We start from the raw sequence: 20,172 nt of genomic DNA, 5'->3' as shown, positions 1-20,172 counted from the left end.
TCAGCGAGCGCGTCGAGGAGGCTCGCAGTGATGTAGCAGCCGCTCTGTTTCGGACGTATTTCTGAGGAATGTGCGGGCAGTTAACCTGTCGATGCCCCATGCCGCCGGCGCAGCAGGAGGCTCTCCCCCAGCGCCCACACCTCGGCCCCGTCCCCGCGCACCTCGAACAGCGTGCCCCAGGTGCCGGACGCCTCGCCTCGCCAGGTGTGCCCGCCATCGATGGATCGCAGGAGCACGCCGCCCGCGCCGCACGCCCACAGCGTGCCGGCGTCATCGCCCCAGAGGCTCCTGAGGCTGCCGGAGACCTGGACAGGCACCTCCCAGCTCGCGCCTCCGTCTAGAGAGCGCAGCACGTCGCTGACGCCCAGTCCACCCGCCACGAAGAGCTCATCGCCCCTGCCCCAGATGGCGGACAGATCGCGGGAGCTGCCGCTCTCCGCGGCTTCCCACGTGGCGCCGCCGTCGACCGTGCGGACGATGGCGCCGCCCGAGCCCACCGCCACGGCGCGCTGCTCCGGCCCTGCCCAGACGGCGCGGAGGCGCGGCGCGCGCGGGACCTCCAGCTCCACCCATCGTGAGCCGTCCGCGTCGAGGCGGCAGACCCGGCCATCGAGGACGGCGAACGCCCCTGTCCCGTCCTGCCCGTGGACCGAGGCCCCGCCGGGATTGCCTGTCACTGCCATCCAGCGGTGTCCGCCGTCCTCGGATCGGATCTGCGAGGACCCCTCGCCGACAGCCAGGATCGCCTCGCCGCTGCCCCACACGGCGATCAGCGCGCCGGCGTCCTCCACGGCGCTCCTCTCCCATGTCTGGCCGCCGTCGTGGGTTCGCGCGATGGCGCCGCCGTCGCCCACCAGAACGACCCTCCCCTGGCCTTGCACCCAGAGGCCCCGGAACTTCCCTCGAACAGGCACCTTTTCCCAGGGGCCGTCGAGCGGCGCGTCCCCTGCCTGGACTGGCACCTTGGTGAAGCTCTTCCCGCCATCGAGGGATCGGGCGGCGGGGCCGTCTCCCACGCACCAGATCGCGCCCTGGTCATCGCCCCACGCCGCGCAGCGGTGCTGATCGGACCGGAGCGCGGCGCGCCTCCAGGTGCGGCCCTCGTCCTCGCCGACCGCCAGGATGCCGCTCTCGCCGGACGCGATCACGAGGCCCGCGGCGCCGAGCCACAGCGCCTTGATCGAGCGCCCGGTCCCGGTGGAATGCGACTCCCAGGAGGCGCCCCCGTCCCGGCTCGCGTGGGCATGGCCATCGCCGTCGCCCACGATCACGAGCTCGCCTCGCGCGCAGAGCGCCCTCGGATTCCGGCCCGGGACTTTGTGGCACGTCCATGTCGCTCCTTGCAGGGTGGCGAGCTGTCCTTCGAGCGCGAGCGCGAGGAAGCGGCCCTCGGCGTCGAGCGCGGCGGCCTCCAGGCAGAGGTCTCCGGGGCTCGGCCCGGCTCCCCAGGTCTGGCCGTGATTGCCGGAGCGGAGCACCGTCCCGCCGAGCCCCACCGCGATGGCCTCGCCGTCGTCCCGCAGGGCGACGCCGCGCAGGTCCGCCGTCGCGCCGCAGCCCACGTCGGACCAGCGCCGCCCGTCATCGCGCGATGACAGCAGGGTCCCGCGGTGTCCGGCGGCGATCAGCGCCGCGCCGGCGCCTGCGAGCGCGCTCAGGTCCTGGCGGGTGGCCGTCTGCACCCTCTTCCAGCGCTGGCCGCCGTCCTCCGAGCGGAGCACGTGCCCCTGGGATCCCGCGATGACAATCAGGTGCCCTCGTCCCCAGACGGCGCTGTGCCGGATGCTCATCCCGGCCACGATACCAGGCCGGACGAAGCGACGGTCGCCGGGGACTGCTGCGAGCGCGCCAATCTACCCACATCGCCGCCCGCGTCCTCACCGGAGAACTCACGCGCTCACCCGCGACCACGGATTGCCACCCTGGCAGCAGATCGCGCAGAATGCCGGCCAAGCTCGCTCGATCGGCCGAGCTCAAGCGCTCATCCACCAACTCACGTGGTCTCACTGGGGTGGTGTTTTCATGTCCATTCGGGATCTCTCGCGATCCATGCCAATCGCGCAAACATCATATCGGATTGGATCACAGGCCGTCCTCACGTGATTGTTTCACCGAGAGAGGCACGCTGCCCGTGTCAAGGCGGTAGCACGTCCTTGGCCGCGGATTTGCTTTGAAGGCATAGGCACTCGCGAGGGTGCGGGGATGGCAGCACGGCGCGGCGATCGCGAGCGATGGTCGCGCGGATCCGCGAGCGGATCGGCCGTCAATCTACATCAGCAGCGGAGAGGCTGGCGGCGCTTGCGGCCTCTCCTTGGCAGCGCTCCGTCGCGTCGCGCCCGGGCTCCTGAGGGGGATGGTGCGGCGCTCTCCGACATCGGGGGAGATGGGCGCATCGGACCGAGCCAGGAAAGGAAGATCCAATGAAGCGCTTCAAGTCACACCTCACCGCGGCTGCCCTCACCGCAGCGTGCGCGTTCGCGCCCGGCTGCCTGAGCATCGACGCCGATGACGAGGGAGCGGGGCCGACCCCGACCGCCTCTGGGACGCTAACCGTCGCCGTCGCCAACGGCGAGGCGCGGTACATGCTGGAGCGGGAAGATGGGGTGTTCGTGCGCCTGAACCTGGACTCGATGACGGATACGGCGCCGGGCGCCGAGCCGTCGACCGACTGGCGCACGGCGAGCGGCTCCCCGGTGGACGTGTTCGGCACCGTGACCGACGACGGCATGATCGTGGTCGACACGATGCGGCCGGCGGAGGGCATCGGCGAGCTGACGAACGCGCTCGTGACGACCGGGACCAAGCGCGTCCTTGTGCTGCGCGTGCAGTTCGACGGCGGCCAGACGATGGGCACGGAGCAGGACGTGCGCAACATGATGGCCGGAGCGGCGACCCACCTGGCGGGCTCGTCGTTCGGCAAGATGCAGCTCGAGTACGACCTCGCCGGCCCGTTCAACATCACCTTCGGCAAGTGCGACGACTACGACCGATGGCAGAACGAGGCCAGGACCGCGGCGAAGAACGCCGGCTTCAATCTGAGCGCGTACCAGCACTACATGATCGTGGGGAAGATGGATTGCGGGTACGCCGGCATGGGCGCGCAGCCCGGCAACGCCACCTGGATGGCCGGCCTCTGGCCCGAGGTCGTCGTGCACGAGCTCGGCCACAACTTCGGCCTGTGGCACGCCTCCTCGCGGACGTGCCGCAGCAGCGGGGCGACGGTGACGATGAGCAACGACTGCACCTTCGACGAGTACGGCGATATTTTCGACCCGATGGGCGACGGCGGGAAGCAGCACTACAACGCCAACTACAAGGTGAACCTCGGGTGGATCCCGTCGTCGCAGGCCCAGACGGTCACCGCCGACGGGACGTATACGCTCGCCCCGATGACCGAGGCGAGCACCGGGATCCAGCTCCTCCGCGTCAAGGGCCCGAACGACATCATGTACCAGATCGAGTTCCGCCAGCCCGCGGCGACGAACGTCGTCGACTCGCGCAACCTCTCCACGAAGGGCCTGCTCATCCATGCGTTCTTCACGCAGTCGCGAGAGAGCGGCCGGGCGCACCTGCTCGACATGGTCCCTGGCGGGAACTTCAGGGACGCGCCGCTCGTCGTCGGCGCTTCTCATCAGCTCTTCGGGACGAACGCGACGCTGAAGCTCCTCGCGGTGTCGGCCACGGGCGCGCAGGTCCAGATCTCCGGCCTGGGCGGCGGCACGGGCGACCCCGGCGGCAATCCCGGCGGCGACCCCGGCGGCGGCACCGGCGGCGCTGTCGGCCAGAGCCTGGCGGCCCTCCATTCCGGCAAATGCATGAGCGTCAATGCGGCGAGCCTGGACAACGGCGCCACCGTCGTCCAGCGGCCGTGCACCGGGGCGAGCGATCAGCAGTGGCAGGTCGAGATCATCAGCGGCACCACGGCGACCGTGAAGAACGTGAACAGCGGAAAGTGCGCCGACGTGCAGGGGTCCAGCCGGAACAACGGGGCGAACATCACGCAGGCGGACTGCAACAGCGGCAAGAACAGCCAGAAGTGGGATCTCATCGATCGCGGCAACGGCGTCGTCTCGCTGCGCTCGGTCAACAGCGGGAAGTGCGTCGACGTCTACGGGGCCAGCACCGCCGACGGCGCCAGGCTCGCCCAGTACACCTGTAACAACGGGACGAACCAGCAGTTCCGGCGGCAGTAGCGAACCTCGCTTCGATGAACCGCATCGCCCTCGGGCTCGCCGCCGCCGCGGCGGGCCTCGCCCTCTCCGCCGCCCCGCCCGCGCGCGCCAACGGCCGATACCCCGCCGCCGGCCAGATCCTCGTCGATCCCGCCGATCCCGAGCACATCATCGTCCGCGCGACCTACGGCGTCCTCACCACGCACGACGGCGGCGAGCGCTGGTCGTGGATCTGTGAAGCGGCCATCGGCTACAGCGGCTTCGAGGACCCCATGCTCGTCGTCACCGCCGACGGCTCGATCCTCGCCGGGCTCTTCGACGGGCTCAGCGCGACGCACGACGGCGGCTGCGACTGGCACATCGCCGAGGGCGCGCTCCCCGAGGGCAACATCGTCGATCTGTCGATCGATCGCGCGGATCCCGCGAGCGTCCTCCTGCTCGGCTCCAGCGTCATGGCCGGCGACGCGATCTTGACGCAGGTCTGGGAATCGAAGGACGACGGGCGGACATGGACGCAGGCCGGGGTCGATTTCCCGAGCACGTTCCTCGGCGTGACCCTGGACAGCGCGCCCGGCGATCCGCGGCGCATCTACGTGAGCGGGCGCCGCAACGGCCCCACGTTCCCGGGGATCGTGCGGCGCTCGGACGATCGCGGCGCGACCTGGGAGGAGCTCGACGTCCCTGGCAGCGACGATCGCAACCTGCCGTACCTCGGCGCCGTGGACCCGAACGACCCTGACGTTGTGTACGTGCGCCGCGACGGCGACGGCGCGGACGCCCTGCTGGTCTCGCGGGATGGGGGCGCCACGTGGCGCGAGGTGTTCCAGGCCGCGAGCCTCCTCGGCCTCGCCCTCTCGCCCGACGGGACCGAGATCGCGGCCGGCAGCGATCTGGACGGCCTGTGGGTCGCGCCGACGGATACCCTCGAGTTCACCCAGGTTGGCCAGCTCGGCGTCCGCTGCCTGACGTGGACCGCGCGGGGCCTCTTCGCCTGCGCCGACGAGCCCGTGGACGGCTTCTCCGCCGGCGTTTCCACGGACGGGGGCAGGACGTTCTCGCCGCTCATGACGCTCGACCGGCTCTGCGGCGCGCCGGCGGCCTGCGGGGTCGACGGCTCGACAGGCCAGACCTGCCCCAAGCTCTGGCCGGCGACAGCGCGCTTCATCGGCGCCGCGGCGTCATGCGAGGCCGGCGCCGGCTCGGGCGACGCCGCGGGCGCGGGCGGGAGCGCGGCGAGCGCCGGCGGAGGCGAGGCCGGCGCGGGCGCTGCCGAGCCGAGCGCGGGCGGCGGCTGCTCCTGCGGGGCGTCGGGCGGGGGGCGCGCCGGGGCGCTCCTGAGCTGCCTCGCCGCGGCCGGCGGCGCGCTCCTGCGCGCGCGGCGGCACGGACGCCGCCGCGCGCAGGCGCCGGGAGCGCGGTGACGGCCCGGGCCGTTCCCGCATCGGGTGCTGGGCGGGCACGTCGCTCCGATTCAGAACCAGCGCGCGAGCGCGTCGTCGAGCGACGTCGACGACGCGTCGGTCCACACGATGCAGGCATCGGGACGGACCAGCATCGACGGGCCGTCCTTGGTGCGTGCGTGGTGCACGTCGTGCGGGAGTGACCGTTCCGAGGGCGAGATGAAGAGACCGCCGCCTCTCTCCATGAGCACGTAGAGCCGCTCTTCACCGCCGCCTTCGAGCGTGAGGAGCTGGTCCTTCGCGAGCGTGCCGACGAGCGGGTCGTCGTCGCCGAGGTCGTAACGAATGCCGACGCCCGTGAGCATCTCGCCGAAGTAGCGATTGCCTTCGGGCAGCTTCATCAGGTCGCTCACGATGGTGCGGAGCGCGCTCGTGAGCGGGTCAGGGCGCATGAGCGCGACTTGCGCGCGGGTATTTTCGAGGACGCGCGCAGCGACGGGGTGGCGCTCGGCGGTGTACGAGTCGAGCAGATGCTCGCGCCCCTTCACCGCCGCGGCGAGCTTCCAGCCAAGGTTCGCGGCGTCGACGAGGCCGAGGTTCAAGCCTTGGCCGCCGAAGGGCGAGTGGACGTGCGCGGCGTCACCGGCGAGAAAGACGCGGCCCATCCGGTAGGTCGTTGCCTGCCGCGCGTTGTCGGTCCAGCGCGTCGCCATCGTCATCGCCAGGATCTTGACGTCGGTGCCGCTCACGCGCTGGATCGCCGCCTCGAACTCGGCTCGCGTGATCGGCGCATCCCGAGGGGGCGGCGGCCCGTTGAACTCCGCCGTGAAGACGCGCCCCGGCATCGGTCCGGACGCGACGAGGCCGCGCGGCGTTCGGTGCCAACCCGTCCCGAGCTTCTCGGGCGTATCGAGCTCGACGACAGCCTGATAGCCGGTGATGGTCGGATCCGTGCCGGGGAACTCGAAGCCGGCGAGCTTGCGGACGCGGCTCCGGCCGCCGTCGCAGCCGACAAGGTATTTCGCGCTCAGCGGGCCCGCGCTCGTCTGCACGGTCACGCCGTCGTCGTCCCGCTCGAAGCCTTCCACCGTGATGCCGCGACGGAGCTCGATCCCGAGCTCCGCCGCGCGCGCGCTCAGGATCTTCTCGAGCGCCTCCTGCGGCACGAGGCGCATGTGGCGCTCCGGGTCGCGCTGGAGGCTCCCATCGATCAAGAACAGGCCAGAGAAATGGCCTCCCGGCCTCTTCACCGGTCCAGGCCCGAAGCGCGCCTTCAGCGCCGGCATCATCAGCGCCATGGCGGCGCGGCGCTCGTCCTCGAGCGCGCTCGCGAGCCCGCGTCGCTCCAGCGCCTCGGCTGCCACCGCGCCGACCCCGGCGGCCTTGATCGTGCGGTCGGGCTCCACGAGCCGCTCCAGCACGAGCGGCTTCACCCCCGCGGTCGCGAGCTCGATCGAGAGGAAGAGCCCTACCGGGCCAGCGCCTACGATGACCACGTCGTGAATCATGACGTGAATATTGGACTCGGTAAAACTTTGTGCAAGCAGAAATTTTGTCTTAGTCTAAGATTTCATCCATGGGCGAGCTCCGCGAAAGCAAGAAGCGCGAGACCAGGCAGCGGATCTCCGACGTCGCGACGGCGATGTTCTTCGCGCGCGGCTTCGACGCGGTGACGGTCGAGGAGATCGCCGCCGCCGCGAACGTCTCCAAGATGACGGTGTTCAACTACTTCGCGCGCAAGGAGGACCTCTTCCTGGATCGCGAGGACGAGGTGAAGCTGCTCTTGCGCGAGGCAATCGGCGAGAGGCCGCAAGGGGAGTCGCCGATCGACGCGCTCCGCCGCCTCGTCGACAGGCTGTGCGAGCGGAGGCATCCGTTCGCTCGCGTCGACAGCCAGACGGTGGGCTGGTGGCGCGTCGTTGCGGCGAGCCCGTCGCTCAAGGCGCGCCTCCGCGAGATGGGGGACGAGGTGGTCGAGGGGCTCGCGGTCGATCTCGCTGGTCCGAAGCCCGATGGCCTCGCGCGGCTCGTCGCCGGCATGGTCGTGCTGACGTGGCGCACGGCTTACGCCGAAGCGATCCGCGTGTTCGAGCGCGGAGGCTCGGCGAAGAAGGCGAACGCTGCGTTCATCGCGTTGATCGATCACGGCTTCGCGGCCATTCACGGGATGGCAGCGAGCTCGAGCTGGCAGACGACCGGATGACCCATCCCCACCCAGGTGTCGAACAGACAGCCGGAATCCGCCGCCAGCTCGTTCTGTCGCGCCGAGCGGGGCGCTCTTGCCAAGCATCCGCCGACTCAGCGCGCGGCGGTCAGCGGCTTTGCAGGCGGGGTTGTCGCCCTCGCATAGAGGCTATCGAGGAACAGGGTCATCGCGAGGTACAACTGCGCGCCAGGGCTGTAGAAAACGGAACGGCGCCGTCCGTCCGGCCCCAGGCCGGGCGCGGTGTTGTCGTAGCCGAGCTCGAACCATGCGATGTCCTCGGCCGGGTAGCTCAGCGACACCCCGAACGTGGTGCTGTCCATCTGGGCCGTTGCCGACGAGCCGCGCGACTCCACGGGCGCGCACGTCAGCACGGTCGGCACACAGCCTCCATCGCTCGGCACATCACGGAATCGGGCCACGAGCCCCCACGTGTTGCCGAGCGATAGATCGCCCCAGAGGTTGACCCAGAAGCTCATCTGCACGGACAGCTGATCGCGCGTCAGGAATTGCCCCGAGGCCTCGAGCTGCGCCTCGCCCGACGGGGACGACCTGGGTATGACGGGGTCGCCGTTCACGGGCGTGGAGGCCTGCGAGAACAGGTGCTCCCATCCGCCTCCGGCCGAGAAGAAGGCGCCGTTCAACCACTCTCCATCGAGCAGGGGGAGGTTCGCGAGCATACCGAGCCCGAGCCGCGTGCGCACGTAGACTCCGGCGCCCCGGCTCGCCGGCGACGTCGGGAACGCGACGCCGAGACGGGGCCCGGCGAGCAGGGCGAGGCCCTCGTCGTTCTGGAAGATCGTGTAGCTGTACGCGGCCTGGAGGGGCAGGTCCGCCAGGGTGACGGAGTCCTCTCCGGGGACATCACCGTCTGTCAGGGGCAGCTCCAGGGCGATGTCGGTACCCACCCAGGCCCAGTGTTCCTTCGTGCTCACGAACGAGTATCGGGGAACGAGCGAGAAGATCATGCCGGCGTGCTCGCCGTCCTCGCTGTAAGGCCCGCCGTCGACGCCGAAGATGTTGGTGGTGGCGCTGGTGGTCCAGCCGAATCGGCTCGTGCGAAGCGCGTTGTCACGCGCGCCGAGGTGGAACAGCGGCGCCCCGCCCCGGAGCCCCGGCGCTCGGCCTGGCCCCTGCTCCACAGGCGCCGGCTCTGCCGGGACCGGCTCTACCGGGAGGGGAGCGGCCACCGGTTGCGCGAGCGCCTCGCCGCGGCAACAGAGGAGCGCAGCGGCGAGCGAGCTCGCGCTGAGCGCTGCACTTGCAGCACGACTGGACGAATCCCCCAACATCCCGGCAGAAGCATACCCCGGCGTCCGCGAGATTTGAACAGCTCGCTCGGCCGCTCGCTGGTCGTCCGCCACCGTGGGCCACACCGGAGCCGCCCTCGGCGGCGAAACAGGCGGAAACGATGAGATCTCTCCTGTTCACGGCAGCCGCTCTTTATCGATCGGTCTTTCCGGCGTGATTTCTGACAAGCGGAATCAGCAGCCGAAGACCCCGGCGCCCCGCTCGATCTCGCCGAACGGATCCATGAGGGCGCGCACGATCAGGCGCGCGGGCGCGCTCTCGATGGTCCCCGCCGCGCGCCAGGTCGCGTACCGGAGCTCGCCCAGGAGGATGCCGGCGAGCGGCGTATAGACGAGATCGAGCGCCGAGGGCCGGACGCCGTTGGCCTCGTAGCCGTACTCCCAGAGGTGGGTGCCGGCGACGGCGAACGCGACCGCGGCCGGGGCGCCGAAGCGGCATATCCGCGCCCTGAGGTACATCTCGCTCCCGAGCAGGCCGTGGCCGACCACGTTGATAGGCCACGGGTCGTGATCCCACCGGAAGGCGGGCTGATCGACGTCGAAGAGCGGCGGCTTCGTGAGCGCCTCGCCGTAGTGGTATCCCCATCGCTCCACGCGGAAGTCGGCGAAGGGGTCGGGCCACAGCGCCGCCTCCACGCTGCGGGTCACCGTGAGCACGGCCAGGGTGTGCACGATCGGCGGCGCCCAGAGGGGCTCCACGGCCTCGGCCGCGGCGGCGCGCGGCCACGCCTGGGGCTCCCCCGCGGCAGGCGCGCGCTCCTGCAACGGGGCCGGGCGGCTCGGCGGTAAGGCCGACTCAGCCGGAGGAACCGCCGTGGTCCGGCCAGCGCACGCGGAGACCAGGACGGCGAGGGAAGCGGCGGCGCACAGGCGGATCGGGGCCATTGGGGAGCGGCCGCGGCGCGCGGTGGGTGCGGCGACCAGACCCAAGTCTAGAGCGACAGACGGGTTGAAGCCGCATGCAACAGCAAGAAGTTGAACCGCCAAGTCGCCAAGGACGCCAAGAAGGCATGAAAATGAACCGCCAAGTCGCCACGAAGGCATGAAAATGAACCGCCAAGTCGCCAAGGACGCCAAGATTTTAATCTCTTCTTGGCGTCCTTGGCGACTTGGCGGTTTATTTCTCCGATTTCCAAGCTGGGCGCCGCGCCGCCGGCGCTTCATCTCGGCTCGCCCGCCCCGATCGCCCCCACCACGACGGCCGCCAGCGTCCGCGCCGCGTCCCGGAGCGCGCTCTCCGAGTGCGCGCCGAACCCCAGGATGAGCCCGGGCGCGCGCGGCGCGCGGGCCGAAGCGCGCGCCGCCGTGCTGCGCGAGAGCGGCTGCGCGTCCACGCCCCGCGCCGCGAGCGCCTGGACGATGGCGACGTCGTCCGCGCCCGCGGGCAGGTCGAGCGTCAGCACCGAGCCCCCCGCGGGCGCCCGCGCCCGGACGGCGCTCGGCAAGAGCAGCCCGAGCTCCGCGAGCAGGAGGTCGCGCCGGCGCCGCGTCGCCTGCTTCAGCTTCCGGAGGTGGCGCGCGAAGTGGCCCTCGTCGATGAAGTCGGCGAGCGCGGCCTGCAGCAGGTAGGGCGGCGAGCGCGTCGACGCCGCGCGCACCGCGGCCACGGCGCGCACCAGCGCGGGCGGCACGATCATGAAGCCGAGCCGCAGGCCCGGGAACAGCGAGCGGCTGAAGGTCCCCACATGGATCACGCGATCCTTCACGCCCTCGAGCTCGAGGCTGAGGAGCGAGGGCAGCGGGGTGCCGTCGAACCGCAGCTCGCCCTCGTAGTCGATCTCGACGACGACGGCGCCCGCCCTGGCGGCCCAGGACAGGAGCTCGATGCGCCGCGGCAGCGTGAGCCGCGCGCCGGAGGGGAACGCGTAGGCCGGCGACACGAAGGCGGCCCGCGCCCGCGGCGCGCCCTGACGTCGATGCGCGCCGACGTGCACCCGGAGCCCGTCCTCGTCGACAGGGATCGGGATCGGCCGCGCGCCCGCCATGCGCACCGCCGCGCGGAGGGCGAGCGGACCCGGGTCCTCGACCCAGGCGGCGTCGCCCGGGTCGAGCAGCGCGCGGCAGCACAGGTCCACCGCGGCCTGGGATCCCTCCGTGATGAACACCTGCTCGACCGTCGCGCGCACGCCGCGGGCCACCGCGATGTGGTGGAGCACGGCGCGCCGGAGCAGCGGCGCGCCCCGCGGATCGTGGTCGAGCGCGTCGGCCGCCGACATCGAGCGGACGCGGCGCGCGAGGCACCGCTCGAAGATGCGCCACGGGAGCAGATCGAGGTCCGGCAGGCCAACCCCGAACGGGCGCGAACGGGCGCGGCTCTCGAGGAGCGCGTCGAGCTTGTCGGGGGGCACCACCGCCACGAGGCGCCGCGCGCTCTTCGACAGGCGCGGCGCGGAGGCCGCGGGCTGGGCGCGGGCGGCGCCCTGCCACCCCGCGCGCGCCGGCACGTGGGCGACGACAGGCGCCCGCCGGGGGCGGACCACGATGGTGCCGTCCGCGGCCAGCGCCTCGTACGCCGCCGCCGCCGTGTTGCGCGACACGCCGAGCTCCCGCGCGAGCTCGCGGGACGACGGGAGCAGGTGCTCTGGCTGGAGGACGCCCTCCAGCACGGCGCGGCGCAGCTGCTCGACCAGCTGGGCGGCCAGGGTCGCGGGCGCGCCGCGCTGGAGGCGGAGGAAGGCGTGGGCGGCGTGAGAGACGGAGCGCGCTGGCACCATCGAGACCGGCTGATCTGGACCTTTCCAGGGTGCCAGATCCGGGGCACGCTGTCGACGAGGAGCCAGCCATGCCCACCGCCGATGACGACCCCACGACGCCGTCAACCGCTCCCTCGCGGCGACCGCTCGAAGGCGACAAGACCGGCGAGCTCTCGTCGCGCATCGCCCGCCGCGCGGCCGAGGAGCACCCCGGCCAGCCGCTCGATCGGCTCCTCGCCGAGGAGCTCCCGGGCAACGAGCTGACCACGCTCCTGCTCCATTGCCTGCGCCGGCGCGCGCTGCGGCGGAGCTTCGCCGACGTCCTCGACCACGCGGAGCGCGCGCCCATGACGCACGCCTCGACGGCGGACGCCCGGCGGCTGCACGCCCTCGACGCGGCGGCGTACGCGGCGGCGGTGGGCTTCGAGGCGGTGGATCTCGCCCCGATCGGGCCCCTTGGCGCCACCGCGTGCGCGGGCGTCGAGCCGAACAACGTGCTCGCGACGGTCCGCTTCGCCGAGGTCGCCGCGGATCCCACGACGGGCCTCGCGCTGCACGCCGCGCGGCGCCGGCGCGGGACGCGGGGCGGCGAGCCGCTGCGGTTCTGCGCGAGCCAGCGCGTCCTGCGCATGCAGCCCACGACCCAGCCGGGCTTCACGCCGCACTTCCGCCTGTTCGCCCTCGCGACGGCGGCCCGCTCGCCGGCGCGGGGCGAGGACGACGCGTGCGAGCGGCGCGCCCTGCTGGAGCACCTCCTCGTCTGGGCCGACCTGGTCCGCGCGCTGCCGCACGCGGGCTTTCGCGCCGCGGGGCTGCGCGTCGTGCTCTCCGACACGTCGCTGGTCCGCGCGAGCCTCGGCGCGCGCGGCGTCGACGCGGACGCGATGACGCGGCGGGCGAAGGCGCACGAGCCCGGGTCGTCCGAGGCGGCCCTGCGCGAGGCCGCCGTCGATCTGCCGCGGCGCGCGGCGGATGTCGTGGGGGCCGCGCGGTCCCTCGGCCTCGGCCCCGAGCTCATCGCGCGCGCCGAGCGCTGGGTCGCCGAGGTGAGCGAGCCGCTCACCCGCGCGCGGCCGGAGGTCGAGGTCGCCTACGATCTCGCGCGGCTGCAGGGGCTCGGCTACTACGCCGGGCCGTTCATCCAGCTCATCATCCGGCGGGACGACGGCCTCGAGCTCCCGATCGGGGACGGCGGCGCATTGTCGTGGCTCGGCGCGCTGCTCTCGAACCGGCGCGAGCGGATGGTCGCGACCGGCATCGGGAGCGAGATCCTCGTGAAGCTCTTCGATCGATCGGAGGCTCGGGCCGGCGAGGCTCGACCGGAGGGAGCGACCCCATGATCCTCGAGATGCCCGCGTTCACCCTGCGTCCCTGGGCTGCGGTCGACGTCGACGCGCTCGTGAAGAACGCGAACGACCGCCGCGTCTGGGCGAACCTCCGCGATCGCTTCCCGCACCCGTACACGCGCGAGGACGCCGAGGGCTGGATCGCGCACTGCGCGGCGAACGCGCGGCCCGGCGAGGGCCTGGCGATCGTGGTCGCCGGCGAGGCGGCCGGCGGCATCGGCCTCGAGCGCCTCGACGACGTGCACCGGCACACCGCGGAGCTCGGCTACTGGCTCGGCGCGTCCTACTGGGGCCGCGGGCTGGCGACCGAGGCGGTGATCGCGCTGACGCGGTACGGCTTCGAGCAGCTGGGCCTCGAGCGCATCCAGGCGGGGGTCTTCGACTGGAACGGGGCGTCCGCCCGCGTGCTCGAGAAGGCGGGCTACGCGTTCGAGGCGCGGATGCGCCGGCACGTCGTGAAGGACGGGCGGGTGGGTGACGTGCTGCTCTACGCGCGCGTCCGGGAGGGCGGGCCGGCCGGCGGGCAGCCGTGAAGCGGGGCGTCCCGGGAGGGCGCCGCCGCGCGCCGCGTGCCGCGTGCCGCGTCGATCGACGCCTCACCCGCGCGGGCGGTCGTCGCCTCCCGCCGACGGCGCCGGCGCCTCTGCCGCCGCGGGCGCCTCGTGTCCCGCCGCCTCGGCGATCGGGAGCGTGAAGTAGAACCGGGCGCCCTGCCCGACCTCGCTCTCCACCCAGATGCGGCCGCCGTGCGCGTCGACGATCCCCTTGGCGATGTAGAGCCCGAGGCCGGTGCCCTTCTTCCCGGGCGTCTCGTCCTTCCAGAACCGCTCGAAGATGCTCGTGAGGTTCTGGGAGGGGATCCCTGGCCCCGAGTCGAGGACCGCGAAGCGGGCCATCGCCCCGTCCCGGTCCACCGAGAGGGTCACCTGGCCGCTCTGGGGCGTGAATTTCAGCGCGTTCCCGACGAGGTTCGACAGCACCTGGAGCACGCGCTCCCACTCCGCGCGGATCACGAGCCCGGGCTCCTTCAGGGACTGCTCGAACCGGACCTGCTTCGACTCGGAGAGCGGCCCGAACATCTCCATGGTCTCGTGCAGGAGGTCCTCCACCGCGCACGGCTTCGGCGTCACCGAGAACGTGGAGGCTTGCATCGTCGTCACGTCGAGCATGGTCCTGATGAGGCGCTCCATCCGCAGGGAGACGTGCTCGATCGACTCCGCTTGCTGCCGTGTCCGCTCGGAGTCGGCTCCCCTCCGCAGCAGCGCGGCCTTCAGCGCGATGGCGCCGAGCGGGTTGCGAAGATCGTGGGCCACGATGCCCATGAGCTCGTCGCGGGCCGCCAGCGCCAGGCGCGCGGCGTCGCGCGCCTCCCGCGCCTTGTGGTACGGGCCGCCGAGGAGCTTCGTGAAGTACCAGGCGATCCCCAGGCCGGCCACGACCAGCAAGCCCAGCAGACCATCGAGCCACACCTCCAGCCGGGCTCGCTCCGCCTTCGCGTCATCGTAAAGCTGCCTGAGGATGGCTTGCTTGTGGTCGACGAGGCGTGCGAGGGAGCCCTCGAGATCGCGGTGAAGCGGCCTCAGCTCCTCATCGAACCGACGCACGAGCTCGCCCGCGTCCTCGGTCCGCTGCCGGGCGGCGAGCAGCTCTTCCTGCGTCCGGACGAGGCGCCTGGCCGCCTGCTCGACCTCGGCCACCCGCTGGAGACCGGTCGGGCTGAGCGCATGGTCGCGGAGCGCTCTGACGTGCTCGCCGAAGCGCGCCCTGGCGATCTTCGCCTGCTCGAGGAGCTCGGGATCGCCGGAGATGAGGTAGCCCCTGCCCTCGGACACGATGAGCTCGCTGCTCCACCCGAGCCGCTCCACGAGCGTGATCTCGTGCTCTTTGGCGCGTAGCCGATCGATCTGAGCCTCGGCCACGGACGAGAAGCGCCGCACCGAGAACGCCATGCCGAGCGCCAGGAGCAGGGTGAGGATGGCGTAGCCCATCCTCGCCGTGGCCTCGAAGCTCGTCCGCGTCGGCATGACCGAAGTTCCGTCCTCTCGACGGGCGTCGGCGGATCCGTGGGGCTGAGCCACTCCGCGAAGGCTAGGCCGCGTTGCACGAAGAGCAAGGCGCCCCGGCGCCACACAGCACGGCAGGACGCGCTCCGGCGGCGAGCGGGAGCGTGGCAGGACAACGCGCGACGAGCAGGGCGGCTCGTCCTGTCAAGGCTCGACCTGTCGGGGGACGAGGAGCGCCTGGAGGCCGCCAGCGGATGACAAGCAAGCGTTCCTCGGTGTAAAGAGTGTGCGTCATGACGGACCGAGCGGCGAACCGGCTTCGCGAGCGGCGCGAGGCGCGCGGGCTGTCCCAGGTGGCGCTCGCCGAGCGCGCCCGCCTCACGAGGCAGAGCGTGGGCGCCATCGAGGCGGGCCGCGCGACCCCGGCGGTCGACGTCGCGCTGCGCCTCGCGAGCGCCCTCGACTGCTCGGTCGAGGACCTCTTCGGGGAGCCGAGCGCGGCGGCGGATCTCGCGACCGAGACCGACGCTCCGGCGGCGCTGGGCCGCGCTGCGGTCGCGCGCATCGCGGACCGCTGGGTCTCCTACCCGCTCGAGCGGGACGCGGTGCGGATGGCGGCGGACGGCATCGTGACCGGCGAGCGGCGCGGGAGGGCCGTCGTCGAGCCCCTCCGGGCGCTCGCCGAGGTCGAGGAGAACGTCGTCATGATGGGCTGCGCGGCCGGCCTCGGGCTGCTCGCCGACCGCCTCAACACGAGGCCCGGGCCGGGGCGGTTCCTCTGGTTCCCCCGCTCGAGCACCGCGGCCCTCCAGGCGCTGGCCCGGCAGCGGACCCACGTCGCGGGCGTGCACCTCGTCGACGCGCGCACCGGCGAGGCGAACGTCGCCGACGTCCGCCGGCTCGGGCACGCCGAGCCGATCGTCCTCATCACGCTGGCGCGCTGGGAGGCGGGCCTCATCGTTCGCCGCGAGGACGCGGACCGCATCCGCGGCGCGGCCGACCTCGGCCTCCCCGGCCTGCGCCTCGCCGGCCGCGAGGCGGGCGCCGGCGCCCAGCGGCTCCTCGAGCGCGAGGTGCGCGGCCACGGGCTGCCGCTCGAGCTCGCCCGCAAGCCGCACCTGCGGGTCGCCGGCCACCTCGACGTCGCGCGCGCCGTGGCGATGGGCGCGGCGGACACCGGCGTCGCGACGCGCGACGCGGCGATGGCGTTCGGGCTCGGCTTCGTGCCCCTGGCCGAGGAGCGTTACGATCTCGCGGTCCCGCGCGAGGGGCTCGACGACGGCAGGGTGCAGCGCCTGCTCGACGTCCTCGTCTCAGGGGAGTTCCGCCGCGAGCTCTCGGCGCTCGCCTACGACGCTCGCCGGGCGGGCGAGCGGGTCGCCGAGGTGCGAGCGGCATGACCGCGCGACCCGAGCCATGGAACGACGGACCCCAGGAGTCTCCCGGATGAAGTACCCCCGACGACAGCTGTTGCGAGCCCTCCCCCTGCTGATCCTCGCGGCGTGCCTCGCCGTCCTCGGCGGCTGCGAGCGCTCGGAGCCGGCGTCCGCCCAGCGAGAGGACAAGCTCGTCGTCTTCGCCGCCGCCTCCCTCCGGGACGTGTTCACCGCGCTGGGAGAGGACTTCAAGCGCTCCTATCCGGGCGTCGAGGTCACGTTCAACTTCGCCGGCACGCAGGAGCTCCGCACGCAGCTCGAGCACGGCGCCGCGGCCGACGTGTTCGCCTCGGCGGATCAGCGCCACATGGACGAGCTCGTGAAATCCCAGCGTGCCGCGGGCCCCGTCGTCTTCGCGCGCAACGAGCCCGTCCTCGTCGTCGCGAGCGAGAGCGCCGCGACCGTCCGGGGGCTCGCCGACCTCCCCGCCGCGGCGCGCATCGTCATCGGCACGCCCGAGGTCCCGATCGGCCGTTATACGCAGCAGATCCTCGATCGCGCGTCGGCCTCCCTTGGCGCGGATTTCCGCGCGCGCGTGGAGTCCAAGGTCGCCTCGCGCGAGCCCAACGTGCGGCAGGTGCTCGCCAAGGTGCGCCTCGGGGAAGCGCAGGCGGGCGTCGTCTACCGGACGGACGCGCAGGCGGCGCAGGACGGCGTGGTCGTCGTGGCGATCCCGCCCGAGGTCAACGTCATCGCCGAGTACCCGATCGCCGTCGTGTCCGGCGCCGCGCACCCCGGGCTCGCGCGCGCGTGGGTCGACCTCGTGACGTCGGAGGCCGGCCGGACGGCGCTGTGGCGCGCCGGGTTCCTCGTGCCTTCCGGGAGCGGCGCGCTTCGGTGAGCGGGCGCCTCCGCGCGGAGCGGGTCGCCCTGGCCACGGTCGGCGCGGTCCTCGTGGCCTTCCTGGCCGTCCCGATCCTGGCCTTGTTCGCGATGGCCACGGCGGGGGACGTCGAGCAGGGGCTCCGCCACCCCCTCGTGTGGCCCGCGCTGCGCCTGAGCCTCCTGACGACCACCGCGAGCCTCGCCGTCGTGGTCGTCCTGGGGACGCCGCTCGCCTGGACGCTCGCGCGCTCGCGCGGGCGGCTCTCGCGCGCGGTCGAGGCGGTGGTGCAGCTGCCCATCGTCATCCCGCCCGCTGTCGCGGGCGTCGCGCTGCTGCTCGCGTTCGGCCGCCGCGGGCTCCTCGCCGGATGGCTCTACCCCGCGGGGTGGTCCGTTTCGTTCACGACGACGGCGGTCGTCGTCGCCGAGGTGTTCGTCTCGGCGCCGTTCTTCGTGCAGGCGGCGACCAGCGCGTTTCGAAGGGTCGACCCGAGGCTCCTCGTGGTCGCGCGGACCTTCGGCGCGTCGCCGCTCCGGGTGTTCTTCCGCGTGGCGCTGCCGCTCTCGGCCCCTGGGCTCGCCGCGGGGGCCGCGATGAGCTGGGCCCGCTCCCTCGGCGAGTTCGGCGCGACGCTCATGTTCGCCGGCAACCTGGAGGGGCGGACGCAGACGCTGCCGCTCGCCATCTACACGGCGCTCGAGTCCGAGCTGCGCGCCGCGCAGGCGCTGTCGATGGTCCTCGTCGTCGTGGCGTTCACGCTGCTCCTGTTCGTGCGGGCCGTGCTGCGGCGCTCCACCGAGCGCCCCGAGGCGGCGCCGTGATGGCCGCGGAGCGCCTCCGCGCCCGCGTGACCGCGCGCGTCGGGCGCCTGCGCATCGACGCCGAGCTCGACACCGGCGACGGCTCGCTCGTCCTGGTGGGGCCGAACGGCGCCGGGAAGACGACCTTGCTCTCGCTCCTCCTCGGCGTCTTGCCCGTGGAGCGAGGGCGCGTGGAGGTCGGCGATGCCGTGCTCCTCGACACGGCGGCCGGGATCGACGTGCCCGTCGAGCAGCGCGGGATCGGCTATGTGCCCCAGGACTACGCGCTGTTCCCGCACCTCAGCGTCCGCGAGAACGTCGAGTTCGCGGTGAGGAGCGCTCCCTCACGGCGGCGGCGCGCGGCCGACGCCGAGGTCGTCGACGCCATGCTCGACGAGCTCGGCATCGCCGCGCACGCCCGCCGGCAGACGCAGGCGCTCTCCGGAGGCGAGAAGCAGCGCGTGGCGCTCGCGCGCGCGCTCTCCGTGGGCCCGCGGGCGCTGCTCCTCGACGAGCCGCTCGCCGCGCTCGACGTCCACTCGCGCCGCGAGGTCCGGGCGTTCCTCTCGGACTACCTGCGAACGCTCGCCCTGCCCACCGTCGTCGTCACGCACGACGCGACGGACGCGCGGCTCCTGGGAGATCGCATCGCCGTCCTCGAGGCAGGGCGCGTGACGCAGGCCGGCACCTGGGAGGAGCTCTCCGCCCGACCGGCGTCGCCCTTCGTGGAGGAGTTCGTCGCCGCGGCGCGCAGCAGCGGCGATTCGCCGCGCTCCAGGAGCGCGGATTCAGCCTGAAAATTCAGCGAGGAGCAGCGAAGACCCTCTTTCACGGCCGGATCCCCGTCACGAGGCCATCCGCCAGTCGACCCCTGCGCGATTCTATTGAAAATGATAATCATTCGCGTTACCGTCTCGCTCGGGAGGTCGACTTGTCAAACCCGAAGGACTGTCATCACGAAACCCTCGCATACAACGGTGTCGCGCACGTCCAGCGGTGCCTGGACTGCGGGGGTATCTCGATTCACCTCGGCCCCGTCTCCGTGCGGCTCGACGATTTCAGCCTGGAGGCGCTGTGGGTCGTGCTCGGAGAGGCCGCCGCGGAGCTCCACGCGCGGAGGACGACCGAGGTGATGAACGTCGTGAGGCGAGGTGTCGCGTGAGGGCCCGGGCGCTCGCGCGCGCGTCCTCGACGGCTCGTCCGCTGGGCGGGCCCTGGGGGACGTTCAGCGCGCGGGTCCGGGCGCTCGCGTGCGCGGCCATGGGGCGTTTTGGCCGGTGGGTCGCCGTGGCCGGATGCGCGGCGATGTTCGGCTTCGTCGGCGCGTTCGTCGCCCTGAGCGCCGGCTGGATCGAGTGGCCTGGCTACCTGGTGGTGGTGTGCGGGTCGCTGCTCACGTACGCCGCCTGCCTCGCGGTCGGGCACGCCGCTGATCCGGTCGCGCTGCAGCGCCGGCACGGCGCCTCGCGCGCGTCAGCGCTCGACGCCGGCAGCGCTGCAGTCCTTGCAGATCCCGAGCAGCTCGTGGACGTGGCCCGTCAAGCGGAAGCCGAATCTCTCCGCGACATCGCGCTGAAGAACCTCGATCGCCTCGAACTCGAACTCCACGACCTTGCCGCAGCGTGTGCAGATCAGATGGTCGTGATGTTCACGCTCGAACGCTCGCTCGTACCGCGCGCCGTCGCCCTTCGACACGAGCGTCATCTGGAGGAGCCCCGCTTCGACCAGGAGCGGTAGGACCCGGTAGACCGTGGCGGGGTGGGCATCGACGACGCCGCTCTCGCGGAGCTCCTTCAGCAGGTCGTCGACCGAGAAGTGGCCTCGCCGCAGGAGCGCCGCGCGCGCGATGGCGTCGCGGACCGACGACCCCTTCAGGCCGCGCTGCCGCACCGTGCGCCGCAGCCGCTCCAGCGCCCTTTCGAGGCCGGCCTCGTCGAGCGCGGGCGGCTGGGTCACATGACGCACGCGGGGAACTATACGAAC

General features: G+C 72.5%; 17 protein-coding genes. 10 read left to right on the top strand and 7 right to left on the bottom strand.

What is annotated here, in order from left to right:
- Positions 1-80: 80 nt before the first annotated feature.
- Positions 81-1,790 (bottom strand): WD40/YVTN/BNR-like repeat-containing protein, encoded by a 1,710-nt coding sequence (locus WMF14_RS06565; protein WP_437799312.1) that lies wholly within the window; start codon positions 1,788-1,790, stop codon positions 81-83.
- Positions 1,791-2,420: 630 nt separating this feature from the next.
- On the opposite strand from WMF14_RS06565, the gene WMF14_RS06560 reads away from it, so the two are divergent.
- Entirely contained in the window at positions 2,421-4,193 is a 1,773-nt protein-coding gene (locus tag WMF14_RS06560; RefSeq protein ID WP_437799311.1) for an RICIN domain-containing protein, read from the top strand.
- Positions 4,194-4,207: 14 nt separating this feature from the next.
- Positions 4,208-5,593 carry a WD40/YVTN/BNR-like repeat-containing protein gene (locus tag WMF14_RS06555; protein ID WP_437799310.1) on the top strand — a complete coding sequence of 462 codons (1,386 nt, stop codon included), beginning with the start codon at positions 4,208-4,210 and terminating at the stop codon, positions 5,591-5,593.
- A gap of 50 nt (positions 5,594-5,643) precedes the next feature.
- On the opposite strand, the gene WMF14_RS06550 is transcribed toward WMF14_RS06555, so the two are convergent.
- Entirely contained in the window at positions 5,644-7,080 is a 1,437-nt protein-coding gene (locus WMF14_RS06550) for an FAD-dependent monooxygenase (RefSeq protein WP_437799309.1), read from the bottom strand.
- A gap of 68 nt (positions 7,081-7,148) precedes the next feature.
- Here WMF14_RS06550 and WMF14_RS06545 point away from each other — a divergent pair, with 68 nt between their 5' ends.
- Positions 7,149-7,775, top strand: coding sequence for a TetR/AcrR family transcriptional regulator (locus tag WMF14_RS06545; RefSeq protein WP_437799308.1), 627 nt, complete (start codon positions 7,149-7,151; stop codon positions 7,773-7,775).
- Positions 7,776-7,870: 95 nt separating this feature from the next.
- On the opposite strand, the gene WMF14_RS06540 is transcribed toward WMF14_RS06545, so the two are convergent.
- The 3 genes from WMF14_RS06540 to WMF14_RS06530 all read right to left on the bottom strand — a co-directional run bounded on the left by WMF14_RS06540 (position 7,871) and on the right by WMF14_RS06530 (position 11,799).
- Positions 7,871-8,965, bottom strand: a complete 1,095-nt coding sequence (locus WMF14_RS06540; RefSeq protein WP_437799307.1) for a hypothetical protein — start codon at positions 8,963-8,965, stop codon at positions 7,871-7,873.
- Between the two features lie 294 nt (positions 8,966-9,259).
- Positions 9,260-9,850, bottom strand: a complete 591-nt coding sequence (locus WMF14_RS06535) for a DUF3943 domain-containing protein (RefSeq protein ID WP_437799306.1) — start codon at positions 9,848-9,850, stop codon at positions 9,260-9,262.
- A 395-nt stretch (positions 9,851-10,245) separates the two neighbouring features.
- Entirely contained in the window at positions 10,246-11,799 is a 1,554-nt protein-coding gene (locus WMF14_RS06530; protein WP_437799305.1) for a PLP-dependent aminotransferase family protein, read from the bottom strand.
- Positions 11,800-11,867: 68 nt separating this feature from the next.
- Between WMF14_RS06530 and WMF14_RS06525 the strand changes: the two genes are divergently transcribed.
- A complete protein-coding gene (locus tag WMF14_RS06525) occupies positions 11,868-13,118 on the top strand; it encodes a hypothetical protein (RefSeq protein WP_437799304.1) in 1,251 nt (416 codons plus the stop codon).
- A complete protein-coding gene (locus tag WMF14_RS06520) occupies positions 13,115-13,657 on the top strand; it encodes a GNAT family N-acetyltransferase (protein ID WP_437799303.1) in 543 nt (180 codons plus the stop codon). The genes WMF14_RS06525 and WMF14_RS06520 overlap by 4 nt, the downstream gene beginning before the upstream one ends.
- A 63-nt stretch (positions 13,658-13,720) precedes the next feature.
- On the opposite strand, the gene WMF14_RS06515 is transcribed toward WMF14_RS06520, so the two are convergent.
- The gene (locus WMF14_RS06515; RefSeq protein WP_437799302.1) at positions 13,721-15,148 is read right to left on the bottom strand and encodes a sensor histidine kinase; all 1,428 of its coding nucleotides are present in this window, start codon (positions 15,146-15,148) and stop codon (positions 13,721-13,723) included.
- 272 nt (positions 15,149-15,420) lie between these two features.
- Between WMF14_RS06515 and WMF14_RS06510 the strand changes: the two genes are divergently transcribed.
- The 5 genes from WMF14_RS06510 to WMF14_RS06490 all read left to right on the top strand — a co-directional run bounded on the left by WMF14_RS06510 (position 15,421) and on the right by WMF14_RS06490 (position 19,351).
- Complete coding sequence (locus tag WMF14_RS06510; protein WP_437799301.1) at positions 15,421-16,527, top strand: substrate-binding domain-containing protein; 1,107 nt, start codon at positions 15,421-15,423, stop codon at positions 16,525-16,527.
- Positions 16,528-16,573: 46 nt separating this feature from the next.
- Complete coding sequence (gene modA / locus WMF14_RS06505; RefSeq protein ID WP_437799300.1) at positions 16,574-17,404, top strand: molybdate ABC transporter substrate-binding protein; 831 nt, start codon at positions 16,574-16,576, stop codon at positions 17,402-17,404.
- Complete coding sequence (locus WMF14_RS06500; protein WP_437799299.1) at positions 17,401-18,210, top strand: ABC transporter permease; 810 nt, start codon at positions 17,401-17,403, stop codon at positions 18,208-18,210. The genes modA and WMF14_RS06500 overlap by 4 nt, the downstream gene beginning before the upstream one ends.
- The gene (locus WMF14_RS06495; RefSeq protein ID WP_437799298.1) at positions 18,210-18,986 is read left to right on the top strand and encodes an ABC transporter ATP-binding protein; all 777 of its coding nucleotides are present in this window, start codon (positions 18,210-18,212) and stop codon (positions 18,984-18,986) included. Before WMF14_RS06500 ends, WMF14_RS06495 begins: the two co-directional genes overlap by 1 nt.
- A 134-nt stretch (positions 18,987-19,120) precedes the next feature.
- Complete coding sequence (locus WMF14_RS06490; RefSeq protein ID WP_437799297.1) at positions 19,121-19,351, top strand: hypothetical protein; 231 nt, start codon at positions 19,121-19,123, stop codon at positions 19,349-19,351.
- 311 nt (positions 19,352-19,662) lie between these two features.
- Here WMF14_RS06490 and WMF14_RS06485 read toward each other — a convergent pair whose 3' ends face one another.
- On the bottom strand, positions 19,663-20,154 hold the full coding sequence (locus WMF14_RS06485; RefSeq protein ID WP_272100776.1) for a Fur family transcriptional regulator: 492 nt from the start codon (positions 20,152-20,154) through the stop codon (positions 19,663-19,665).
- Positions 20,155-20,172 lie beyond the last annotated feature (18 nt).

It is taken from the genome of Sorangium sp. So ce693, assembly GCF_051521375.1.
Taxonomy (GTDB): domain Bacteria; phylum Myxococcota_A; class Polyangia; order Polyangiales; family Polyangiaceae; genus Sorangium; species Sorangium atrum.
The sequence above is the reverse complement of the archived record's forward strand: the minus strand, read 5'-3'. Positions and strand labels throughout refer to the sequence as shown.